The organism is Legionella qingyii, from assembly GCF_003990155.1.
Taxonomy (GTDB): Bacteria; Pseudomonadota; Gammaproteobacteria; order Legionellales; family Legionellaceae; genus Legionella; species Legionella qingyii.
This window is the reverse complement of the sequence record NZ_RZGX01000003.1, coordinates 206,599-222,999: the sequence shown is the minus strand read 5'-3', so window position 1 is coordinate 222,999 and position 16,401 is coordinate 206,599. Positions and strand designations below refer to the sequence as shown.

The following is a 16,401-nucleotide window of genomic DNA, read 5'->3' as shown; positions in this document are numbered from 1 at the left end:
ATACAGCTGCGGTTTGCAATTGTAATGGCTTAGAACCAACTCCTAGAGTTATTCAAAAAGCAAAGCCATGAAAATATGATGTTCATATGTTCCATCGATTCGCACCGCATTTTTATGCACCCCTTCTTTTACAAATCCATATTTTTCATACAATGAAATTGCGGCCTGATTGTGTTCACGCACGGTAAGCTCAATGCGGGTTAACCCCTTTTGCTTAGCCATATGCAATGCGGTACTTAATAACTCTTCCCCAATTCCCTGCCCTCGGTACGGTGCAATTACACCAATTCCTAAAGAACCAACATGAGCAAAAACAGGTCGATCAAGCGGACTAATATCACACCATCCAACTAATTTCCCATCACACATTGCGACTACTTGAGGCCAATTATCTTTGATATGTCCTAAAACAAACGCCTTAGTTAATTCGATAGGAGGTCCTTCCAAAAAAGCTAAAAATTTACGTTCGCGAGCAACACTATCTACAGCGGACCAAAACGCTTCAATGTGTTTTTCCTGAATCGGCATAATAGTAAATTGCATAGGAGGCTCTTAAGGTGGGCATCGATGTATAGTAAAAAGAAGATTTATCTTTGAGTCAATAAGCTGTTACTCATTTTCACTGACAAATTAGGTGCTGTTTGCATTTTGCTCGCTTGAACCCTATCTCATTGATTCGTGTTCATTGCAATTTGATTTATTGGAAATTATTAACCCTTAATGATCTTTTAATGCTCATCAAGTATAATAAACAATTAACCATAAGTCCCACATCGTTTTTATTGGAGATATTATGCTACCACTGAATTTCATAACTCAAGGAAGTCTTGTGGTTCCAGCCAATATTTCAGTGCCTTTGGTCTTCCCTGGAGTTAGAGGAAAAATAAAAAAACCAATTCCATTACCTGGGGACCGATCATTAGAAGCGAATAGCTTGGCAATAATCCAGCCACTGAATTTAGATAAGCCAGAAGAAAAACAGCGATTTAGGTTAACTCCTTATGTCCCCATAGGTTCGAGTCGTGATGATTTGCCTGAAAATCAAAGAAATATTTCTATTGATGAGGAAAATAGCTGTGAAGTCGAACTTGATGATCCTACCCAGTATTTAGAATATATCGAACAATATCAACAAACCGAGGCCCCCTTATTTGGTAAGGGCTCTCCATCTATAGACGATGTTAGACAAGCCAGGGTACCCGATTGCTTTTTATTAGCGTCCATAGCAGCTATTTTGAGTCAACCCGACGGAGCCAGCTACATTCGTAGTATGTTGCGACAAAATAATGATGGGACAACGACCGTTCGTTTATTCAACCCTAAAACATTGGAACCAGTTTATGTCCGAGTAGAAAACTCCTACATCGTAGATCAAAAAGGTAGTTTAAATAACCACACTGCGCTATGGGTCGATATACTTGAAAAAGCAGCAGCCTCGGTTCCCGAGTTTTTTGGAAATACGAACCCTTCCATGAGTGGCGCTCTGAAAGGTGGCACAGAATCTAATGCATTGAAAATATTAACGGGTTGCCATTCGAAAGAAAAATATATTAATAATGATAAGTTTTTCGCTTGGGATATAGGTAACTTTTTTGCTAGTGAGCTTGAACAATTGGAGGTATTAACCCAACAGAAAAAGCTCATGCAAGAACTCGGAGGAGAACACCAATCTGGAATAGATAAAATTATTTCAGAAATGCTCTCAGCAAGAATAAGAGTCTTTGAAGAAATTTTTGATGAGGACGCGGAAAAAATCTGTTTGCAATTAATTGATTTTTATATAAAAAATAGAGATGTATGGGGAAAAAAATACAATGAGTATAGTAATAGCCAACAACGTCTTGAAGAAATCATAAAACATTTTTCACAGGATGAGACAAATCAACAAGCAGTTGATATCTTAAAAAAATTATTTAATTACTATCATAAAGATGTAAAACAAAATGTACGAAGAGATAATCAAGAACTATTCAGCGGAATTTATTCACCTGAAGAGCTCCAAGTTTTTAACGACATTACAAATAAACTCGCTGAGGGTGAATCCTTAACAGCCGGAACTCCCCATAGATACGATGAAAAGGTACCCGGCCTAAGAGCGATGCACGCTTATACGATTGTTGATGCTTTTGAAACGCTACGTCCTGTTAATAAAGATGAGGATGTAATGCGTCCGATTAAAATGATACGCATTAGAAATCCGTGGGGATTCACAGGCAGGATTTATTTGCCTAATATGGAAAATCCTGATCAAATTGAGATTAAAGAAGAGCGTGTTGCAGGTACTTTTGATTTAGAACTTAAAGATTTTTGTCGTTATTATGAAAGTTATACCAGCACCCAAAACTTCACCGAGGTTCGAGTACTGGCTGAAAAAAGAAAGCGGTTAGCCTTAAAAATGCAAAATCTCTTAAACGGAGACCATACATTACCGGGGAAAGACACTCAACATGATTTATCGTCAAAAATAGATGCATATTTTGAATGCAAAGCTGATTTAGTGAGCATCCAAATGATTGCTGTTGAATTGTTAAATGAGGATATTCATAAAAAAATCGCGGAAGTGTTTGAAGATAAGCAAAGAAATTACGAAGATGTTATAGATTCATTAAAGGAAATTATTGAAGCCAATAAAATAACTATGATGAATATTTTTCAAACCTCCGATTGTGAGTTAATCGCTGTATCAATTAATTACTGGTGGCAAAATGCGAATCAACAATGTTCTCCAGAGGATGAGAAAAAATATGAACATCAATTAATTGATTCTGTTATGAAAGATAATTTGCTTTGGCAACATTTCGTTGAAAATTATCAAACGAATGCTTCTCTAGCTTTAAAGCCATTGAATAAATCGAGACGATTAATTGATGACTTATTTAAAAGTATTGAGGAATCAAAAGAATCGCTACAATCATTAGACCCACATGATGAGGGTTATGTATCATTTCTAAAAGCACTATTACTCCAAACCGCTTTGCTGAAACAACATATTGGTTATCTTGAAAAAAACGAACAACTTTTGCTACAGTATGATATTAAAATAGATGCCTTTCGCAAAAAAGCGGCACAACTTGATGCTTATATCGAAGAATTAATGCAGAGCAATCCAAGCGCTTATCATGTTAAAATGCAACTCGAACAAGAATTACCGCAACAAAGTGTATCAATAGATGATTTTACCGCTGATACCGAACGACTTTTAAAAAAGAATTTAGCTGAAATGGGCATAGTTTCAAATGAGTATCATGAAAAAGAACAAATCGCTCATGCTTCAAACCAAGAAAATGAAAGTGAGCCACAAAAATCGCGCTACTTGCCTCAATGGTTAATTTCTTTACAGAACTTATTAGAGCGAGTTCTTGAGGCAATTACGAATTGGAATAGCCCTAATCCTATTAATAACGATCAAAGTTCGTCCCGCGCTGGATATAATCTAAAACCGACAGGTGATAAATATTCCAATCATTTTAAGAGATTGGCATTTTTTGTCCCCGTTGTTCCTGATAATGAGACAATGCATACTGTCGCTGATTTCGTCTTCAAATCCTAATCGCTAGATCTCCTTCCATACAGGAGGTCTAAACATTGCGCGTTATCCAGTGCACCCACAGATGGCCAATTACTTCAAATTTTCCTTAAAGTAAACTCTTTAATTAATTGGACAGGATAAAACCCCAAGAACATGTTATAGTTCAAATCAACAGCAACAACACTTAAAAAATATGCAAAAAATTACAATTTATCATAATCCTAGATGCTCCAAATCAAGGAAAACGTTGGAACTTCTTCACTGCCAAGGTTATGAACCTGTTATTGTTGAATATCTTAAAACCCCGCTTAATCTGGAACAAATAAATAGTTTAAGAGCACATTTCGCGCTTAAGGACTTCGTTCGTACAGAGGAGCCTGTTTTTAAAGAGCATGGATTATCCCTGGACAATGAAGTCCAAGTTTTACAAGCAATGCTTAAATACCCCATATTAATGCAACGTCCAATAGTCACCTATAAAGATAAAGCAGTCATAGGACGTCCACCTGAGCATGTTCTGGAGTTATTTAAGTAGTTGTTTCTTGTAGCCTGCGGGAGGTCCCTCGTTACACCGTTACACTCGAGATGACGAAAACTCCCCTCCCAGTTAAGTGTTTCGTATCGCTTAACTGGGCGTGATAATCCTTATGCTCATTGATAGTTAAGTGGCTTTGAAATGCCCTCGTCAACCTTCATCGTTGATTTTGATTGATGAATACCAAAACTTCCTAAAGTAGTTAAAGGTAGAAATCGGGGCTTATTGAGTGCTTGATTCAGTTCAGAGTCCTGATTTTGAACTGCTTCGTTGAGGTCAGCTCCACTCTTCTTAAGGCTTAATACAGCATCGACAATACCTTGAAGGTTTGTACCACTATTCATCCAATATGGATTCAAACTGTTTTTTCCTTCTTGTAAGCACATTATAGTGTCGATGATTTTTTGGCCAACTAGTCCCTGTTTATTTAAAAAATGTATTGCTTGATTACAGTAAACATCCTCGATTGGATGAAAAAATATCTTTGGATTAAAGATGAGTCCCTCTGTTTTTAAACAAATTGCCAACTGTTGTTTCAGCATCGTATATAAATTGTTTAAATCCCGATCGATAAAAGGGAAATGTGTTTTCAATTCATTGAAAAGTGGAGGGGATAAACTTAAAAAATCAGGAAATGGAGTCATAGAGACGGACTTAAAGAGTTCATTTACTTTAATTATAATCTCAGAGATATCCCCTGCATTTTTATTTTTGTTCAAATTGTTAATAATCTCTGCGAAAGAAGATAAAATTCCAATATGCCTAACGAATGCAATCAGGTTATTATCAGCATCTCGAGCACAGACCTCATCATCGCCTATCTTAATCCTGACATCTGGAGATATTGAAGATGAATCAATTAATTTTTCATCTTGATCTTTACTCATATAAGGTTCGAGCGAATTAAGCATTCCAGTGAACAATGGCATCATATCTGAAAGGTAATGGTCCCGATAGAACAATGCGAATATGAGATAGTTATAAGACTTGATTTGCTCTAATAAAGTCTCTAAAGTCACTGAATGAGAATACTCCTTAAATTCCTCTACAAGTTGTTTTTTTTGTTCTTGACTTAAATCATGGTCATCAAATGCATCTAAAAATAGAGCTAAATTAACTTCATTAACTGTTTCAGGCAAAATGAAATGGAAATGCTCGTGTTTCTCCTTTGCTTTATCCTTTATAAGAAACGATAGGTGCTTATTATGAGTATAATGAGCAAAATCATGCATTAGTCCTTCGCCAATAGACAAAACTTTATATTGTGTTAAAAGCTTATTATATTTATCGAGAAACTTTTGGAGTCCAGCTTCAGGGACATAAACGCTAATAAATGGGCCACTTATTTTAATTTTTTTTATAAGTTGATTTTCAGGAAATCGTTTTAGAAACATAATCCACAGTCCTACTGAAGAAATTGAGGACACAGTGTAACGCAATCGGGCATTTATTTTAATAGTAGCTTTTAAATTCACTCATTTAGATGGCGCTATTTGAGTAGTATTTGTTGTTCTTTGTAGCTTGGGTTTAGCGCAGCGAAACCCAGGCTACAATCTTATAATTCAAGCGTCACTACTATTCAGATACTAATTGATTTGGACAACCTGCTTGATGGAATGCTACAAGTGCAGTATAGATGCCTTGATAATCTGCAAATGCATTTCTATTCGCTTTAATATCATCAAAAACCGCGTCTGTTCGACCACAAGTTCCATATTCTGTAATATTTGCATGATCGCCATTGGCTTTTTTATAAGACATAAACGTTTCACCGCAATGCAAATGAGGTCGTTTGGTCTTATCATTCCCTAGATATTCTACATTGCCACAGTACATTTTCTTAAAGTTCACCTTAAACTGAGGTATATTCGCAAATGAATTTACAGAAACTGCAATAATAAAACCAGCTACGGCCATAAGTGATATTTTATTCATCATAACGCTCCAAAATAAATAGAAAGCGCTAAATTTAACACATATCAATACAGCAACCAAGATTCAATACATAAAATACTAATACCTTGAGTTTACCTTATTTTTGCATCACATAGGCTCCAGGCGCAGAGGGTAGCGATGGATCAAGATGCGGTGGTGAAACATGTCTTTGCGAACCAGTGTTGACTAACCACTCGTGCCAGGCAAGCCACCAGGATCCCTCTTTCCTTTTTGCTTTACTTACCCATTTTTTCGGCCCCAGATAAGGCATGTGTTTCTTGCTTTCACGGATATAATAAAAACGTCCTGGATGATTGGGTTCACTAACAATTCCTGCGTTGTGGCCACCATTTGTTAATACAAAGGTAATATCCGAGTGCATCATCAAATGTACTTTATAAACAGATTCCCAAGGAGCAATATGATCATGTTCGGGACTCACGGCAAAAATAGGCACATGAACATTTTTAGGAGCTACTATTTCATCTTCTACACGAAAATGCCCTTCAGCGAATTCATTTTTTAGAAATAGTTTCTCAAGGTATTCCGTATGCATTTTATAAGGCATACGTGTCGCGTCAGCATTCCACGCCAGTAAATCGATCATACCGCGTTTTTTACCTGTCATATAATCATCAACCATCTTTGACCAAATCAAATCATAAGTACGCAACATTTGAAAAGAACCGGCCATATGTTTGGGATCAAGATACCCCTTTTCCCACATCATGTTTTTGAGAAATGCTATTTCACTTTCATTGATAAAGAGCATGAGTTCGCCTGCTTTTGTAAAATCTCCTTGTGCCGCAAGAAGGGAAAGACTTTTAAGACGACTATCTTTATCTCGTGCCATTGCAGCAGCAGTAATCATAGCTAAAGTTCCCCCAAGGCAATATCCCATCAAATGAATTTTTGTCTTAGGCAAAATATCACTTACCGTATCAATTGCGGCCATTGCACCTTGGCGATAATAATCATCCATGCCTAAATCACGGTCGTTCTCGTCTGGATTGCGCCATGAGACAATAAAGACCGTATGTCCTTGTCCCACAAGCCACTTAACTAGAGAATTTCCTGGTGATAAATCCAGAATATAATATTTCATTATCCATGCAGGCAATATTAGAATGGGCTCTTTAAAAACAGTTTCAGTTTGCGGTTCATATTGAATTAATTCTATTAAATGATTAGTAAATACAATCCTCCCTGGAGTAATTGCAACATTCTTGCCTGGTTTGAACTTTCCTGCGCCTGGAGGTGGCATACCGGCTAATCTTCTCTGCGCATGCTCGATTGCAAGTTCGGTACCTTGAATTAAATTGGCGCCACCAGAGCGAATTGTTTCATAAAAAAGATCAGGATTAGTCATGACAAAATTGGAGGGTGATAACGCGTCGAGTAACTGGCGAATAAAAAAAGAAACCGTGCGCTCTGCTCGACCGAAAAGACCAGGAACTTTTCGTGTGGCATATTGCCACCAATCTTCAATCTGAAGAAAAGTTTCAGCATAAAAACGCCAGGGCATCAATTGCCAATTTTCTTTATGAAAACGAACGTCCTTTCCTTCTCCTGGTTGTTTTTCACATAGCAGACGAGCAAGAAACTCATCCAAGTGTATGCCTGGATAACAAGCCAATGCCAATAGATGGCCTGGTGATTGGGCTAATTGCAAAAGCCAGGCCCAATAAGAAGTTCCTATTACTGCAGGACTCATTCCCATTGTAACCTTACCAAGATTTGCCTGATACCATTTATTGAGATAATAAAAAAATTCATCCAACTCCTTGATATATTTTGCATGATGGGAATTGTTGACCATCTCAGATGGAGGCTCAGGTTGTTTCTTTAAGACTAATCTAGATACGACTTTCGTTTGCTCTGTTCCTTTCATGGTCAATTTCCTTTTGATTCCATCCAGCTAATACTTTGTTGGCGATTTAACCGATGTGCTGCTGTAAATTATAGTATTATTTTCAGTATAATGCGTGAGTTATAAAACAGATCAAGAGAATAAAGACATCTTGAGTTGCTTTAATAATGGAGTATGCTTAAAAAAGGATATAAACCAAATCGAACAGAGGGAAACAATGAAAAATCTATTAGTTATTTTACTATGTGTCATTTGTACTTCAGTGCTAGCTGATGATTTGGGAAAAAGCACCTATCAAGTATCGTGTAAATCGTGCCATGCTCCTCAATTTGCAGCCGGGATAAAAGCTCCTGCGGCTTTTGATAAAAAAGCTTGGGATATACGCTTTAAAAATGCTGAACTAGAAGCCAAAAACAATCCTACAGAATATAAAACAGCCATGGATTATTTATTATACAAGATAAAACTTGGCAAAGGGTTAATGCCGCATAGTGGGTTGTGTAAGGAAGCAGATGTACCCAAGAAAAATTGCTCGGATGAAGCATTTATTCAGGCGATTCACTATATGTCTCAAAATTAAGAATCAATGTCAACAATGCATCTAAGCATTAGATGCCTGGTCTCAGCGGCACAGCCATTAAGTTAAGGATTTTTGTCATTCCCGCGAATTCTTAAGTTGGCACTACGCCTTGCTAGAAGTAGGTTCCCGCCTTCGCGGGAACGACAGTTTTTTACTTAACTTATTGAACATGGGTCTCAGCGGAGCCTGGGATATTTGAGTCTCCCAAAAAACATAAGTTCCGCTATGCACGATAATCAAGGTTTATCATGATACAAAACAATCAGCTCCTTACTGGAAGAACAACCTAATACTTCCATTGTCTTAGCCAGAGTACCTTCCACAGTTCGATAGGAAATCTTCATGTCACGCGCAATTTCTTTTGAACTTTTTCCTTGGGCGAGTAATTTAAGACAGACTGCTTGTTGTTCTGATAAGTGTACCGGAATATGTGACACTTTATGAAACAGCACAATATCTTTCTCATTTAATTTGACTGATTTGGATTCTCTTGTTTGCTTTGCGGTGACATGCTCAAACACACTTAATACATGTTCTTCCAATGCATTATCATTTGTATCAAGAGAGATATTCGCTACGTTTTCAAATAATGGATCACGTTCGACATGAAGCCTATCAAAAAAGGTTTTAAGATCAGTAGTTAATAATGGTGAAGGATTACGTGCTATTCGCCCTATTTGCACTTCAGTACTTACTTGCAAAAAAACCACCAACTCCGAAGATAATAAGTGGCGAATTGCCTCATCACAGATAATACTTGCTTCAGTAGCTACTACAATATTCTCTTTAGTTTTCAGTGCATTCAGTAGATTATATTGGCATTGATAAAAATCTTTTTGGCCTTCAGTACCAAAAATCTCATTTAAGGAACGTCCAATATGATACTCAATTCCAAGATCAGCATCGATAAACTGCCAACCCAATTTTTCAGCCAGCTGTTTAGCAAATAAACCTTTACCAGCACCTGGTAGGCCGACAATAAATATACGTTTATATTGATTCATGGTTTTCTCTCCTACCCGCTTTATTAATAAGCACTAATTTTGGAATCTACTGATATTATAAAAAATGGATATAAATAGCATCAATACGTAAAACTACTTATTAAGTAATACAGTATTTGTACAAAAAGGCCTTTTAGCAACTTTTTTCTATTAATAATTTTTTTGCTGTTACCAAATCAAAATATGCTTTTTTCTTATCGGAGGGATTACGTAAAAGATAGGCTGGATGATAACTTACTAAAAAGGGGATATTCTGGTATTGGTGCAGTGTATTACGCAATTGTTTGAGTGGAAGTGGTTTGTTAAGCAAAAACTGCCCTGCAAAACGACCTAACGCCAAGATCAGATGAGGCTGTACAAGCTCAATTTGACGTGCGAGGTACGAACTGCATTGAGCAATTTCATCTTCTTGGGGATCCCGGTTATTCGGTGGTCTACATTTCAAAACATTAGCAATGTAAACATCTTCTTCAACCATTTCAATGCTGTGCAGCATCTGATTTAATAAGCTTCCTGCTTTACCCACAAAAGGTTGGCCTTGTTGATCCTCATAAAAACCTGGGGCTTCGCCAATTATCATCAATTTGGCTTGCGGACTGCCACGAAAAAAAACCGTTTGCGTTCGAGTTTTATGTAAAGCACATCGGGTGCATGCGGCCACCTCTTGAGCTAATGCAGATAAATCCTGCTCACCAGAAGGATTAGGCTTGCGTAACACCCAGAGATCGATTCCCATAGCCTGTAGGTAATAACGATTTAAAGTGTCTGACATAAAGGACTCATTTCAAAACTGTAACATGCTAGAGAATAGTTGGAGTGTTATTTTCGTTTTTAATTTTTGATAAATCAATGCTTACTTTTATTAAAAATAAAATAGACACGGTGTGGGCGAGGTTATGCTCAATTAAACTGGAAAAAACGGTCGTTCCCGCGAAGGCGGGAACCCATATCTAGAAAGACACGGTGCTTCCATAAGAATAGATTCCCGCCTTCGCAAGAATGACAAAAATTCATAACATTATAATGGGATCGTAGTTAACTATCCTAAAAACTTAATAGCCTCTGCAAGCATTATTTGACGAGAGCGTTCAAATTGCACCTCATTCCAGATATTTTCTACCCGTAATGTTCCATTATCAAGACATTCCTCATAAGCAGCCAATGCAAGCAATATATGAGAAAATTTGATTTTCCTAAACTTGCCTAACGCTTCAAGTAACGTCATGAGTTCAATTGCGGCTCCTGAAATATCATCGCCAAACTCACCATCAATCCCATTAAACTTTGCAGAAAACCAATCTTCTAGAGGAATCCCTCTCATGATGAAACAGTGAGATAGTTGCGAACCACCAAGTACCCGAGTATCCAAATATTGCTGAATATCAACACAAATAGTGTTTCTCTTTATGTACTCAAAAGCTTCAGCAAATAATGGAGTTAATTCAAAAGGTTGTACCTGAACAATAGCACGTAATTCAATAAGCGACTTAAGCATATGCAAATTTTCTACTTGTTCTTCTTGAGTATATTTCTCAGAAAAACCGTGCATATTCTTCTTCGCCACCTCTATTTGGCGATCGAGTTCAGCAACAATCTTTTGTAAGCAAATAGCATTTTTTTGTTTCGTTGAAATTTGTTTCTGCAACCAACTGCGAAGCTCTGAAGACAAAGATTGAGCTTGCTTACTTGAACATGCTTTAGTTAATGCAGCATTAAAATCATCCGGATTTAATTGATCATATAATTCAGCGGCCTTTATATAGAGATTTGCATGTTCCTCTTCTAAATGCTCTTCCAACATTTTGCGTTCCAAAACATCAATTTTGGCAACCTTAGTGATTTCAATCATCCCACCACCAGGCAAAATATAAAATCCATAATGTTGCGCAAACCGAATGCGCCCATGCGCATCAATGTTGATTCTATCTACTGCCTCATTCTCAAGTTTTCCTCCCATTTGAATTTGAATAGGATACAATTGATTCGCAGGAGGATGATAAATATCGAGCTGATCCAGATTAAAAAGATGGGTTTTGTTGGTTTTCTCCAAATGTGCTTTTTGAGCCGTACGAAATTTTTCCCAAATCTCTGGTTTATATTCAGAGAGTGGCTGTTTCAATCTCATTTGACCTGGAGTGGTACCAAACTCAAACCAGAAACTTAATTCTTCATCCATCTCCATACCATAGAAATCTAATAAAACATCAAAATACTGCTGATTTTCTATACGTTGTAACACATCAGCATAGTTAATAAATGTCGCCGCATAAGCTAGTGTTTTATAATGATTTTTTGCTTGATTATTATGGGTAATTTGTCCAGAAAGCATTTTAAGCCCTGCAATTTTATCCTGCATCATGGCTTGTCGGCCTTGAGGAGTTGCTTCTCTATATTGAATCAACATTGGACCGACATCAGTAAATAACTGCACCATGACTTCTCCCCATCAGGCTTAATAAATTTCAATTTACTAGTGAATATTACCAACAACACACAACAAGTTCAGTGATTTATTCAAGTGATCCAGGTATTGCTTCATTAAATCAATTTTATCCAAGTTTTTGTTTCATTATAGTTAATGATTTTGAATTATTTTGCTAAGATAGCTTTTGTTGTCATTTTAGAAGAAAGCTCATGACATTAACGAAGATTCCAAATCCTTATTCTGCGGAAACAGCATTTCATGATGGCAGGCTACGCCAAGCCCAATTGAAGATGCTTGCCATGCTTGAAGTGGTGGATTCTATCTGCCTTAAACATGGTTTGGACTACTGGCTTGATGCAGGAACTCTTTTAGGAGCAGTTCGTCATCAAGGCTTTATCCCCTGGGATGACGATGTGGATATTGCCATGCCGCGTGCCAGTTATGAGCAATTTCTCCGTGTCGCACCAGCAGAAATTCCTGACTGGATGTGGCTGCAAACAATTCATAGCGATCCAGGCTATTTTAATATGGCTACTCCTTTAAAAATCAGAGATCGTACCAGCCGCTTTATCGAAAAACATGAAAAAGGTAATGAACCTTACATTCAAGGTATATTTATTGATGTTTTTGTCTATGACAGCATGCCAATAGATCCAAAACAACGTAAACGATATAAATTTTATGCTAAAAAGCTCTCCCGTTTGTTAAGCACCAAATACAGTAAAGTAAAAATAGGACACTATCCCGTACTGTATAAGGCTATAGCCTCATTTTTGCCCAAAAACTTGCTTGAGTTTTGTTTGCAAAAAATCATTCATCGAGCGAATAGCAGTCAAAGCCCTTACATAGGACGCGGTTATAATTGTGTAGGAAGAAATTTAATTAAAAAAGATGAAGTATATCCTTTGCAACGTGTTGCCTTTGAAACGAAAGAACTTAATATTCCTCAAAATGCAGAAACATTTCTTATTCAACAATATGGTGATTATTTACAATTACCCCCAGAAGAACAAAGAGTCATGAGACATTGCAAAGAACTTATCCCTCATCTGGAAGAAACAATCTAAAATCCCCCTCCTCTGCTGGATTTTCTCGATTGTTGACAGATAATCATGCAATCGGTTACAATTGTACCCAATATCAAACAAGCACATCACCAAAGAGGCTTAAACACATCATGGACATAATCTCTTAAGTACGCCCTAAGCACTGGGCAATGACGGAAAGCAGTCACACAAACTGCCCATTAAACTACTTAAGTGAGTTACATGATGCATCAGCCAATTCAATTTAAACATCTTAGTCTTTCTTTTCCCCATAAAACATGTTTTGTGGACTTTAGCGGTCAAATTTCCTATGGCAATCGCATTGCGATTATTGGACGCAACGGCTCCGGAAAATCAACCCTATTAAAATTGCTTGCGAGATTACTTGAGCCAACTGATGGTGACATCCGTTTTCCTAAAGAATTAAACATCGGCTATGTCCCACAAGTTATTGAAGAATTTGATTCATTAAGTGGAGGTCAACGTTTTCATAAATTATTAACCCAAGCATTAGCATCTGCTCCAGATCTCTTAATGCTCGATGAACCCAGCAACCACCTGGATCGTAACAATCGCCGTTCTTTGATGAGAATGCTTGCTGATTATAGAAAAACCTTGATTATAGTGACTCATGATATTGAATTACTGCAAACCACTGTAGATACAATTTGGCATATCGATCAAGCCGAAGTACATGTTTTTACAGGATGTTATGAGGACTACTTACGAGAAACCACTATTCAGCGTAGTGCAATTGAGGGTGAAATTGCAGAGTTGACTCGTCAGAAAAAACAAATACATGCGGATATGATGAGAGAACAGTCACGAGCCAAAAGCAGTAGAGTTCAAGGAGAAAAACACATTCAGCAGAGGAAATGGCCTACGATTGTTTCGCAGAGCAAAGCAAGAAATGCACAAGAGACTTCAGGCCGCAAAAAAAGTGCTATCAATCACAAAAAACAGGAATTGACTCAGCGTTTATCAGAACTGTACGTCCCTGAAGTCATTTACCCTAAATTTGCTATTCATGCAGTAGATACGAATGAGACTTTAGTCACGGTGAGTAATGGGGCTGTCGGTTATAATGAAAATAATTCGATTCTAAGCGCATTGAGTTTCTCAATAAGAGCTCGGGAACGGATTGCAATTTATGGTGATAATGGATCAGGTAAATCCACCTTACTTAAAGCCATATTGGATAATCAGTCTGTAATAAAAAAAGGAACCTGGATCGTACCTCATCCCCATGAAATCGGCATCCTTGATCAACACTACAACACATTACCTGCAGATAAGTCGGTATGGGAGATTATAAGTTGTTTCTTCAGTGACAAATCCTATACCGAAATCAGGAAGCATCTGAATGATTTTTTATTTCGGAAAAATGAAGAAGTTGATGCGTTGGTTTCTACTTTATCGGGTGGAGAAAAAGCCCGACTGTCCTTGGCGCAAATTGCCGCAATTACGCCCAAGTTACTTATTTTGGATGAAATAACAAATAACCTGGATCGAGAAACACGGGCTCATGTTATTCAGGTACTCAAAGATTATCCAGGTGCAATGATTGTTATTTCGCACGATTCTGATTTTTTGAACGCGATTCAAATAACGTACAGGTATGAAATTAAAAATGGATTATTAAATTTATTATAGTTGTGCCTATAACCGAGTAAAGATATGAATAAAAAAGACATTTTACTAAGCAAATTTTTCCTGAGTCTGCTAAAACCTTACAGCGTTTATGTTATTGGATTATTATTTACCGCTGTGTATTGGGGAATTAATAACACCCTTTCACCTTATGTGCTAAAACTTATTATTGATAAGGTTGCTGCATTCTCAGGCGATAAATCAGCTGTATTTGATGCGATAAAACCCTATGTGATCTTATACATTACTTTGTGGATCCTGATCGCTATTGATATGCGTCTTTCAGATTGGTTCCGCTTAAAATTATTTCCCTACATTCGCTTTGACTTGGTAAATAATATGTTTGCCTATTTGAATCAGCATTCGCATCGCTTTTTCCAAAATAACTTTGCGGGCAGTTTATCTAATAAAATCTCTGATATGACCTCAGGAACTATAGCGATTTTTACAACGATTGATGATGCAGCAGCCCAAGTCGTTGGCCTCATCATTGCGATCATCAGCATGCTGCTTGTACATCCTGTATTTGCCTTGATTTTACTTATTTGGGCTATTGTCTTTTTGGGAATTGCGATGGTTTATTTCAAACCAGTTCAAGACTTGTCTAATTTATTTGCGACCAGTAAAACAACATTGGTAGGAAAAATTGTTGATAGTATAAGCAATATCACCAATATACGATTGTTTTCCAGAGCGGCTTTTGAAAATCAGTTAATTCGCAATACAGCCCAAGAAACCACAGATAAAGATCAGACCATGCAATGGACTATCTTGAAAATGCGTTCTTATTGGGACATAAGCATTATCGTACTGATTGCCACCAATTTATATATGCTGGTAGATATGTACAGTAAAAATCAAGTCTCAATCGGTGATTTTAGTTTTATTATCTCCTTATCAATCAGCATTTTTTATAATTTATGGTATCTTGCAAGTCAATTTGTATTGTTTGCAGAAGAGTTGGGAAAATGCAGGCAAGCCCTAACCTTGATTTCAGAATCACATGAGATTACTGATAAACCCGAGGCACAACCATTAACTGTCACTCAAGGCCGGATTGAATTTAAAAACGTGAGCTTTCACTATGACGAAGGTGCGCATCTTTTTAAAAATAAATCCGTGGTCATTGAGCCAGGACAAAAGATTGGTCTTGTAGGCTTATCTGGATCCGGAAAAAGCACTTTTGTTAATCTGATTCTGCGTTTGTTTGATGTGGAATCAGGACAAATTTTGATTGATGGAAAAAATATTTGCGATGTTACCCAAGAATCATTGCGCGAAAACATTGCTATGATTCCGCAGGATGTGACTTTATTTCATCGCACGCTCATGGAGAATATTCGTTATGGCCACATTGATGCAACGAATGCGGAAGTTATTTCTGCATCAAAAAAAGCACATTGTCATGAATTTATTTCACAACTTCCTGAACAATACAATGCGTTAGTTGGCGAACGTGGGATTAAATTATCAGGTGGGCAACGACAGCGCATTGCCATTGCCAGAGCTATGCTAAAAAATGCACCCATTTTGATTCTGGATGAAGCGACATCCGCTTTGGATTCATTGACAGAGAAATTGATTCAGGATGGTTTGCATTTGTTAATGCAAAATAGAACAACTATTGTCATTGCGCACCGTCTTTCTACCTTATCGGAAATGGATCGCATTCTGGTCTTTGATAAAGGTCGCATTATTGAAGATGGGTCGCATGAGGAACTGATCAAGGTACCAAGTCATTACAGTCACATGTGGCAAATGCAAGCTGGAGGTTTTTTACCAGATAAAATCTAAACTGATAATTTGGCTAAAAGCAAGATCCGTAGC

13 protein-coding genes are annotated in these 16,401 nt (G+C 37.3%); 6 read left to right on the top strand and 7 right to left on the bottom strand.

Going from position 1 to position 16,401, the window contains the following annotated elements:
• Window positions 1-48: 48 nt before the first annotated feature.
• Window positions 49-543 (bottom strand): GNAT family N-acetyltransferase, encoded by a 495-nt coding sequence (locus tag ELY20_RS03410; protein WP_110143055.1) that lies wholly within the window; start codon window positions 541-543, stop codon window positions 49-51.
• Window positions 544-793: 250 nt separating this feature from the next.
• Here ELY20_RS03410 and ELY20_RS03405 point away from each other — a divergent pair, with 250 nt between their 5' ends.
• Both ELY20_RS03405 and arsC read left to right on the top strand, forming a co-directional pair.
• The gene (locus ELY20_RS03405; protein ID WP_110143056.1) at window positions 794-3,550 is read left to right on the top strand and encodes a C2 family cysteine protease; all 2,757 of its coding nucleotides are present in this window, start codon (window positions 794-796) and stop codon (window positions 3,548-3,550) included.
• 172 nt (window positions 3,551-3,722) lie between these two features.
• Window positions 3,723-4,064, top strand: coding sequence for an arsenate reductase (glutaredoxin) (gene arsC, locus ELY20_RS03400; RefSeq protein ID WP_110143057.1), 342 nt, complete (start codon window positions 3,723-3,725; stop codon window positions 4,062-4,064).
• Between the two features lie 116 nt (window positions 4,065-4,180).
• Here arsC and ELY20_RS03395 read toward each other — a convergent pair whose 3' ends face one another.
• The 3 genes from ELY20_RS03395 to ELY20_RS03385 all read right to left on the bottom strand — a co-directional run bounded on the left by ELY20_RS03395 (window position 4,181) and on the right by ELY20_RS03385 (window position 7,890).
• On the bottom strand, window positions 4,181-5,458 hold the full coding sequence (locus ELY20_RS03395; protein ID WP_110143058.1) for a hypothetical protein: 1,278 nt from the start codon (window positions 5,456-5,458) through the stop codon (window positions 4,181-4,183).
• Window positions 5,459-5,639: 181 nt separating this feature from the next.
• Window positions 5,640-6,002 (bottom strand): hypothetical protein, encoded by a 363-nt coding sequence (locus ELY20_RS03390; RefSeq protein WP_233590479.1) that lies wholly within the window; start codon window positions 6,000-6,002, stop codon window positions 5,640-5,642.
• 94 nt (window positions 6,003-6,096) lie between these two features.
• Window positions 6,097-7,890 (bottom strand): PHA/PHB synthase family protein, encoded by a 1,794-nt coding sequence (locus tag ELY20_RS03385; RefSeq protein WP_110143060.1) that lies wholly within the window; start codon window positions 7,888-7,890, stop codon window positions 6,097-6,099.
• Between the two features lie 196 nt (window positions 7,891-8,086).
• Here ELY20_RS03385 and ELY20_RS03380 point away from each other — a divergent pair, with 196 nt between their 5' ends.
• A complete protein-coding gene (locus ELY20_RS03380; RefSeq protein WP_110143061.1) occupies window positions 8,087-8,449 on the top strand; it encodes a c-type cytochrome in 363 nt (120 codons plus the stop codon).
• Between the two features lie 236 nt (window positions 8,450-8,685).
• On the opposite strand, the gene ELY20_RS03375 is transcribed toward ELY20_RS03380, so the two are convergent.
• From ELY20_RS03375 to ELY20_RS03365, 3 genes are all read right to left on the bottom strand, one after another.
• Complete coding sequence (locus tag ELY20_RS03375; RefSeq protein ID WP_110143062.1) at window positions 8,686-9,453, bottom strand: shikimate kinase; 768 nt, start codon at window positions 9,451-9,453, stop codon at window positions 8,686-8,688.
• A 133-nt stretch (window positions 9,454-9,586) separates the two neighbouring features.
• Window positions 9,587-10,225 (bottom strand): uracil-DNA glycosylase, encoded by a 639-nt coding sequence (locus tag ELY20_RS03370; RefSeq protein ID WP_126955372.1) that lies wholly within the window; start codon window positions 10,223-10,225, stop codon window positions 9,587-9,589.
• Between the two features lie 267 nt (window positions 10,226-10,492).
• Window positions 10,493-11,887: a protein kinase family protein gene (locus ELY20_RS03365; protein WP_110143063.1), complete on the bottom strand. Its 1,395-nt coding sequence runs from the start codon at window positions 11,885-11,887 to the stop codon at window positions 10,493-10,495.
• 200 nt (window positions 11,888-12,087) lie between these two features.
• Here ELY20_RS03365 and ELY20_RS03360 point away from each other — a divergent pair, with 200 nt between their 5' ends.
• The 3 genes from ELY20_RS03360 to ELY20_RS03350 all read left to right on the top strand — a co-directional run bounded on the left by ELY20_RS03360 (window position 12,088) and on the right by ELY20_RS03350 (window position 16,368).
• Window positions 12,088-12,945, top strand: a complete 858-nt coding sequence (locus ELY20_RS03360) for a LicD family protein (RefSeq protein WP_110143064.1) — start codon at window positions 12,088-12,090, stop codon at window positions 12,943-12,945.
• Between the two features lie 201 nt (window positions 12,946-13,146).
• Window positions 13,147-14,577, top strand: coding sequence for an ATP-binding cassette domain-containing protein (locus ELY20_RS03355; protein ID WP_199739186.1), 1,431 nt, complete (start codon window positions 13,147-13,149; stop codon window positions 14,575-14,577).
• A gap of 24 nt (window positions 14,578-14,601) precedes the next feature.
• Entirely contained in the window at window positions 14,602-16,368 is a 1,767-nt protein-coding gene (locus ELY20_RS03350; protein ID WP_110143065.1) for an ABC transporter ATP-binding protein, read from the top strand.
• The last annotated feature ends 33 nt before the right edge of the window (window positions 16,369-16,401 follow it).

What these genes read in the sequence shown, in the direction of transcription:
- ELY20_RS03365 (WP_110143063.1), bottom strand. Translation starts at nt 11,887, where the DNA reads ATGGTGCAGTTATTTACTGATGTCGGTCCAATGTTGATTCAATATAGA.
- ELY20_RS03380 (WP_110143061.1), top strand. Translation starts at nt 8,087, where the DNA reads ATGAAAAATCTATTAGTTATTTTACTATGTGTCATTTGTACTTCAGTG.
- arsC (WP_110143057.1), top strand. Translation starts at nt 3,723, where the DNA reads ATGCAAAAAATTACAATTTATCATAATCCTAGATGCTCCAAATCAAGG.
- ELY20_RS03405 (WP_110143056.1), top strand. Translation starts at nt 794, where the DNA reads ATGCTACCACTGAATTTCATAACTCAAGGAAGTCTTGTGGTTCCAGCC.
- ELY20_RS03370 (WP_126955372.1), bottom strand. Translation starts at nt 10,225, where the DNA reads ATGTCAGACACTTTAAATCGTTATTACCTACAGGCTATGGGAATCGAT.
- ELY20_RS03355 (WP_199739186.1), top strand. Translation starts at nt 13,147, where the DNA reads ATGATGCATCAGCCAATTCAATTTAAACATCTTAGTCTTTCTTTTCCC.
- ELY20_RS03410 (WP_110143055.1), bottom strand. Translation starts at nt 543, where the DNA reads ATGCAATTTACTATTATGCCGATTCAGGAAAAACACATTGAAGCGTTT.
- ELY20_RS03390 (WP_233590479.1), bottom strand. Translation starts at nt 6,002, where the DNA reads ATGATGAATAAAATATCACTTATGGCCGTAGCTGGTTTTATTATTGCA.
- ELY20_RS03375 (WP_110143062.1), bottom strand. Translation starts at nt 9,453, where the DNA reads ATGAATCAATATAAACGTATATTTATTGTCGGCCTACCAGGTGCTGGT.
- ELY20_RS03385 (WP_110143060.1), bottom strand. Translation starts at nt 7,890, where the DNA reads ATGAAAGGAACAGAGCAAACGAAAGTCGTATCTAGATTAGTCTTAAAG.
- ELY20_RS03395 (WP_110143058.1), bottom strand. Translation starts at nt 5,458, where the DNA reads ATGTTTCTAAAACGATTTCCTGAAAATCAACTTATAAAAAAAATTAAA.
- ELY20_RS03350 (WP_110143065.1), top strand. Translation starts at nt 14,602, where the DNA reads ATGAATAAAAAAGACATTTTACTAAGCAAATTTTTCCTGAGTCTGCTA.
- ELY20_RS03360 (WP_110143064.1), top strand. Translation starts at nt 12,088, where the DNA reads ATGACATTAACGAAGATTCCAAATCCTTATTCTGCGGAAACAGCATTT.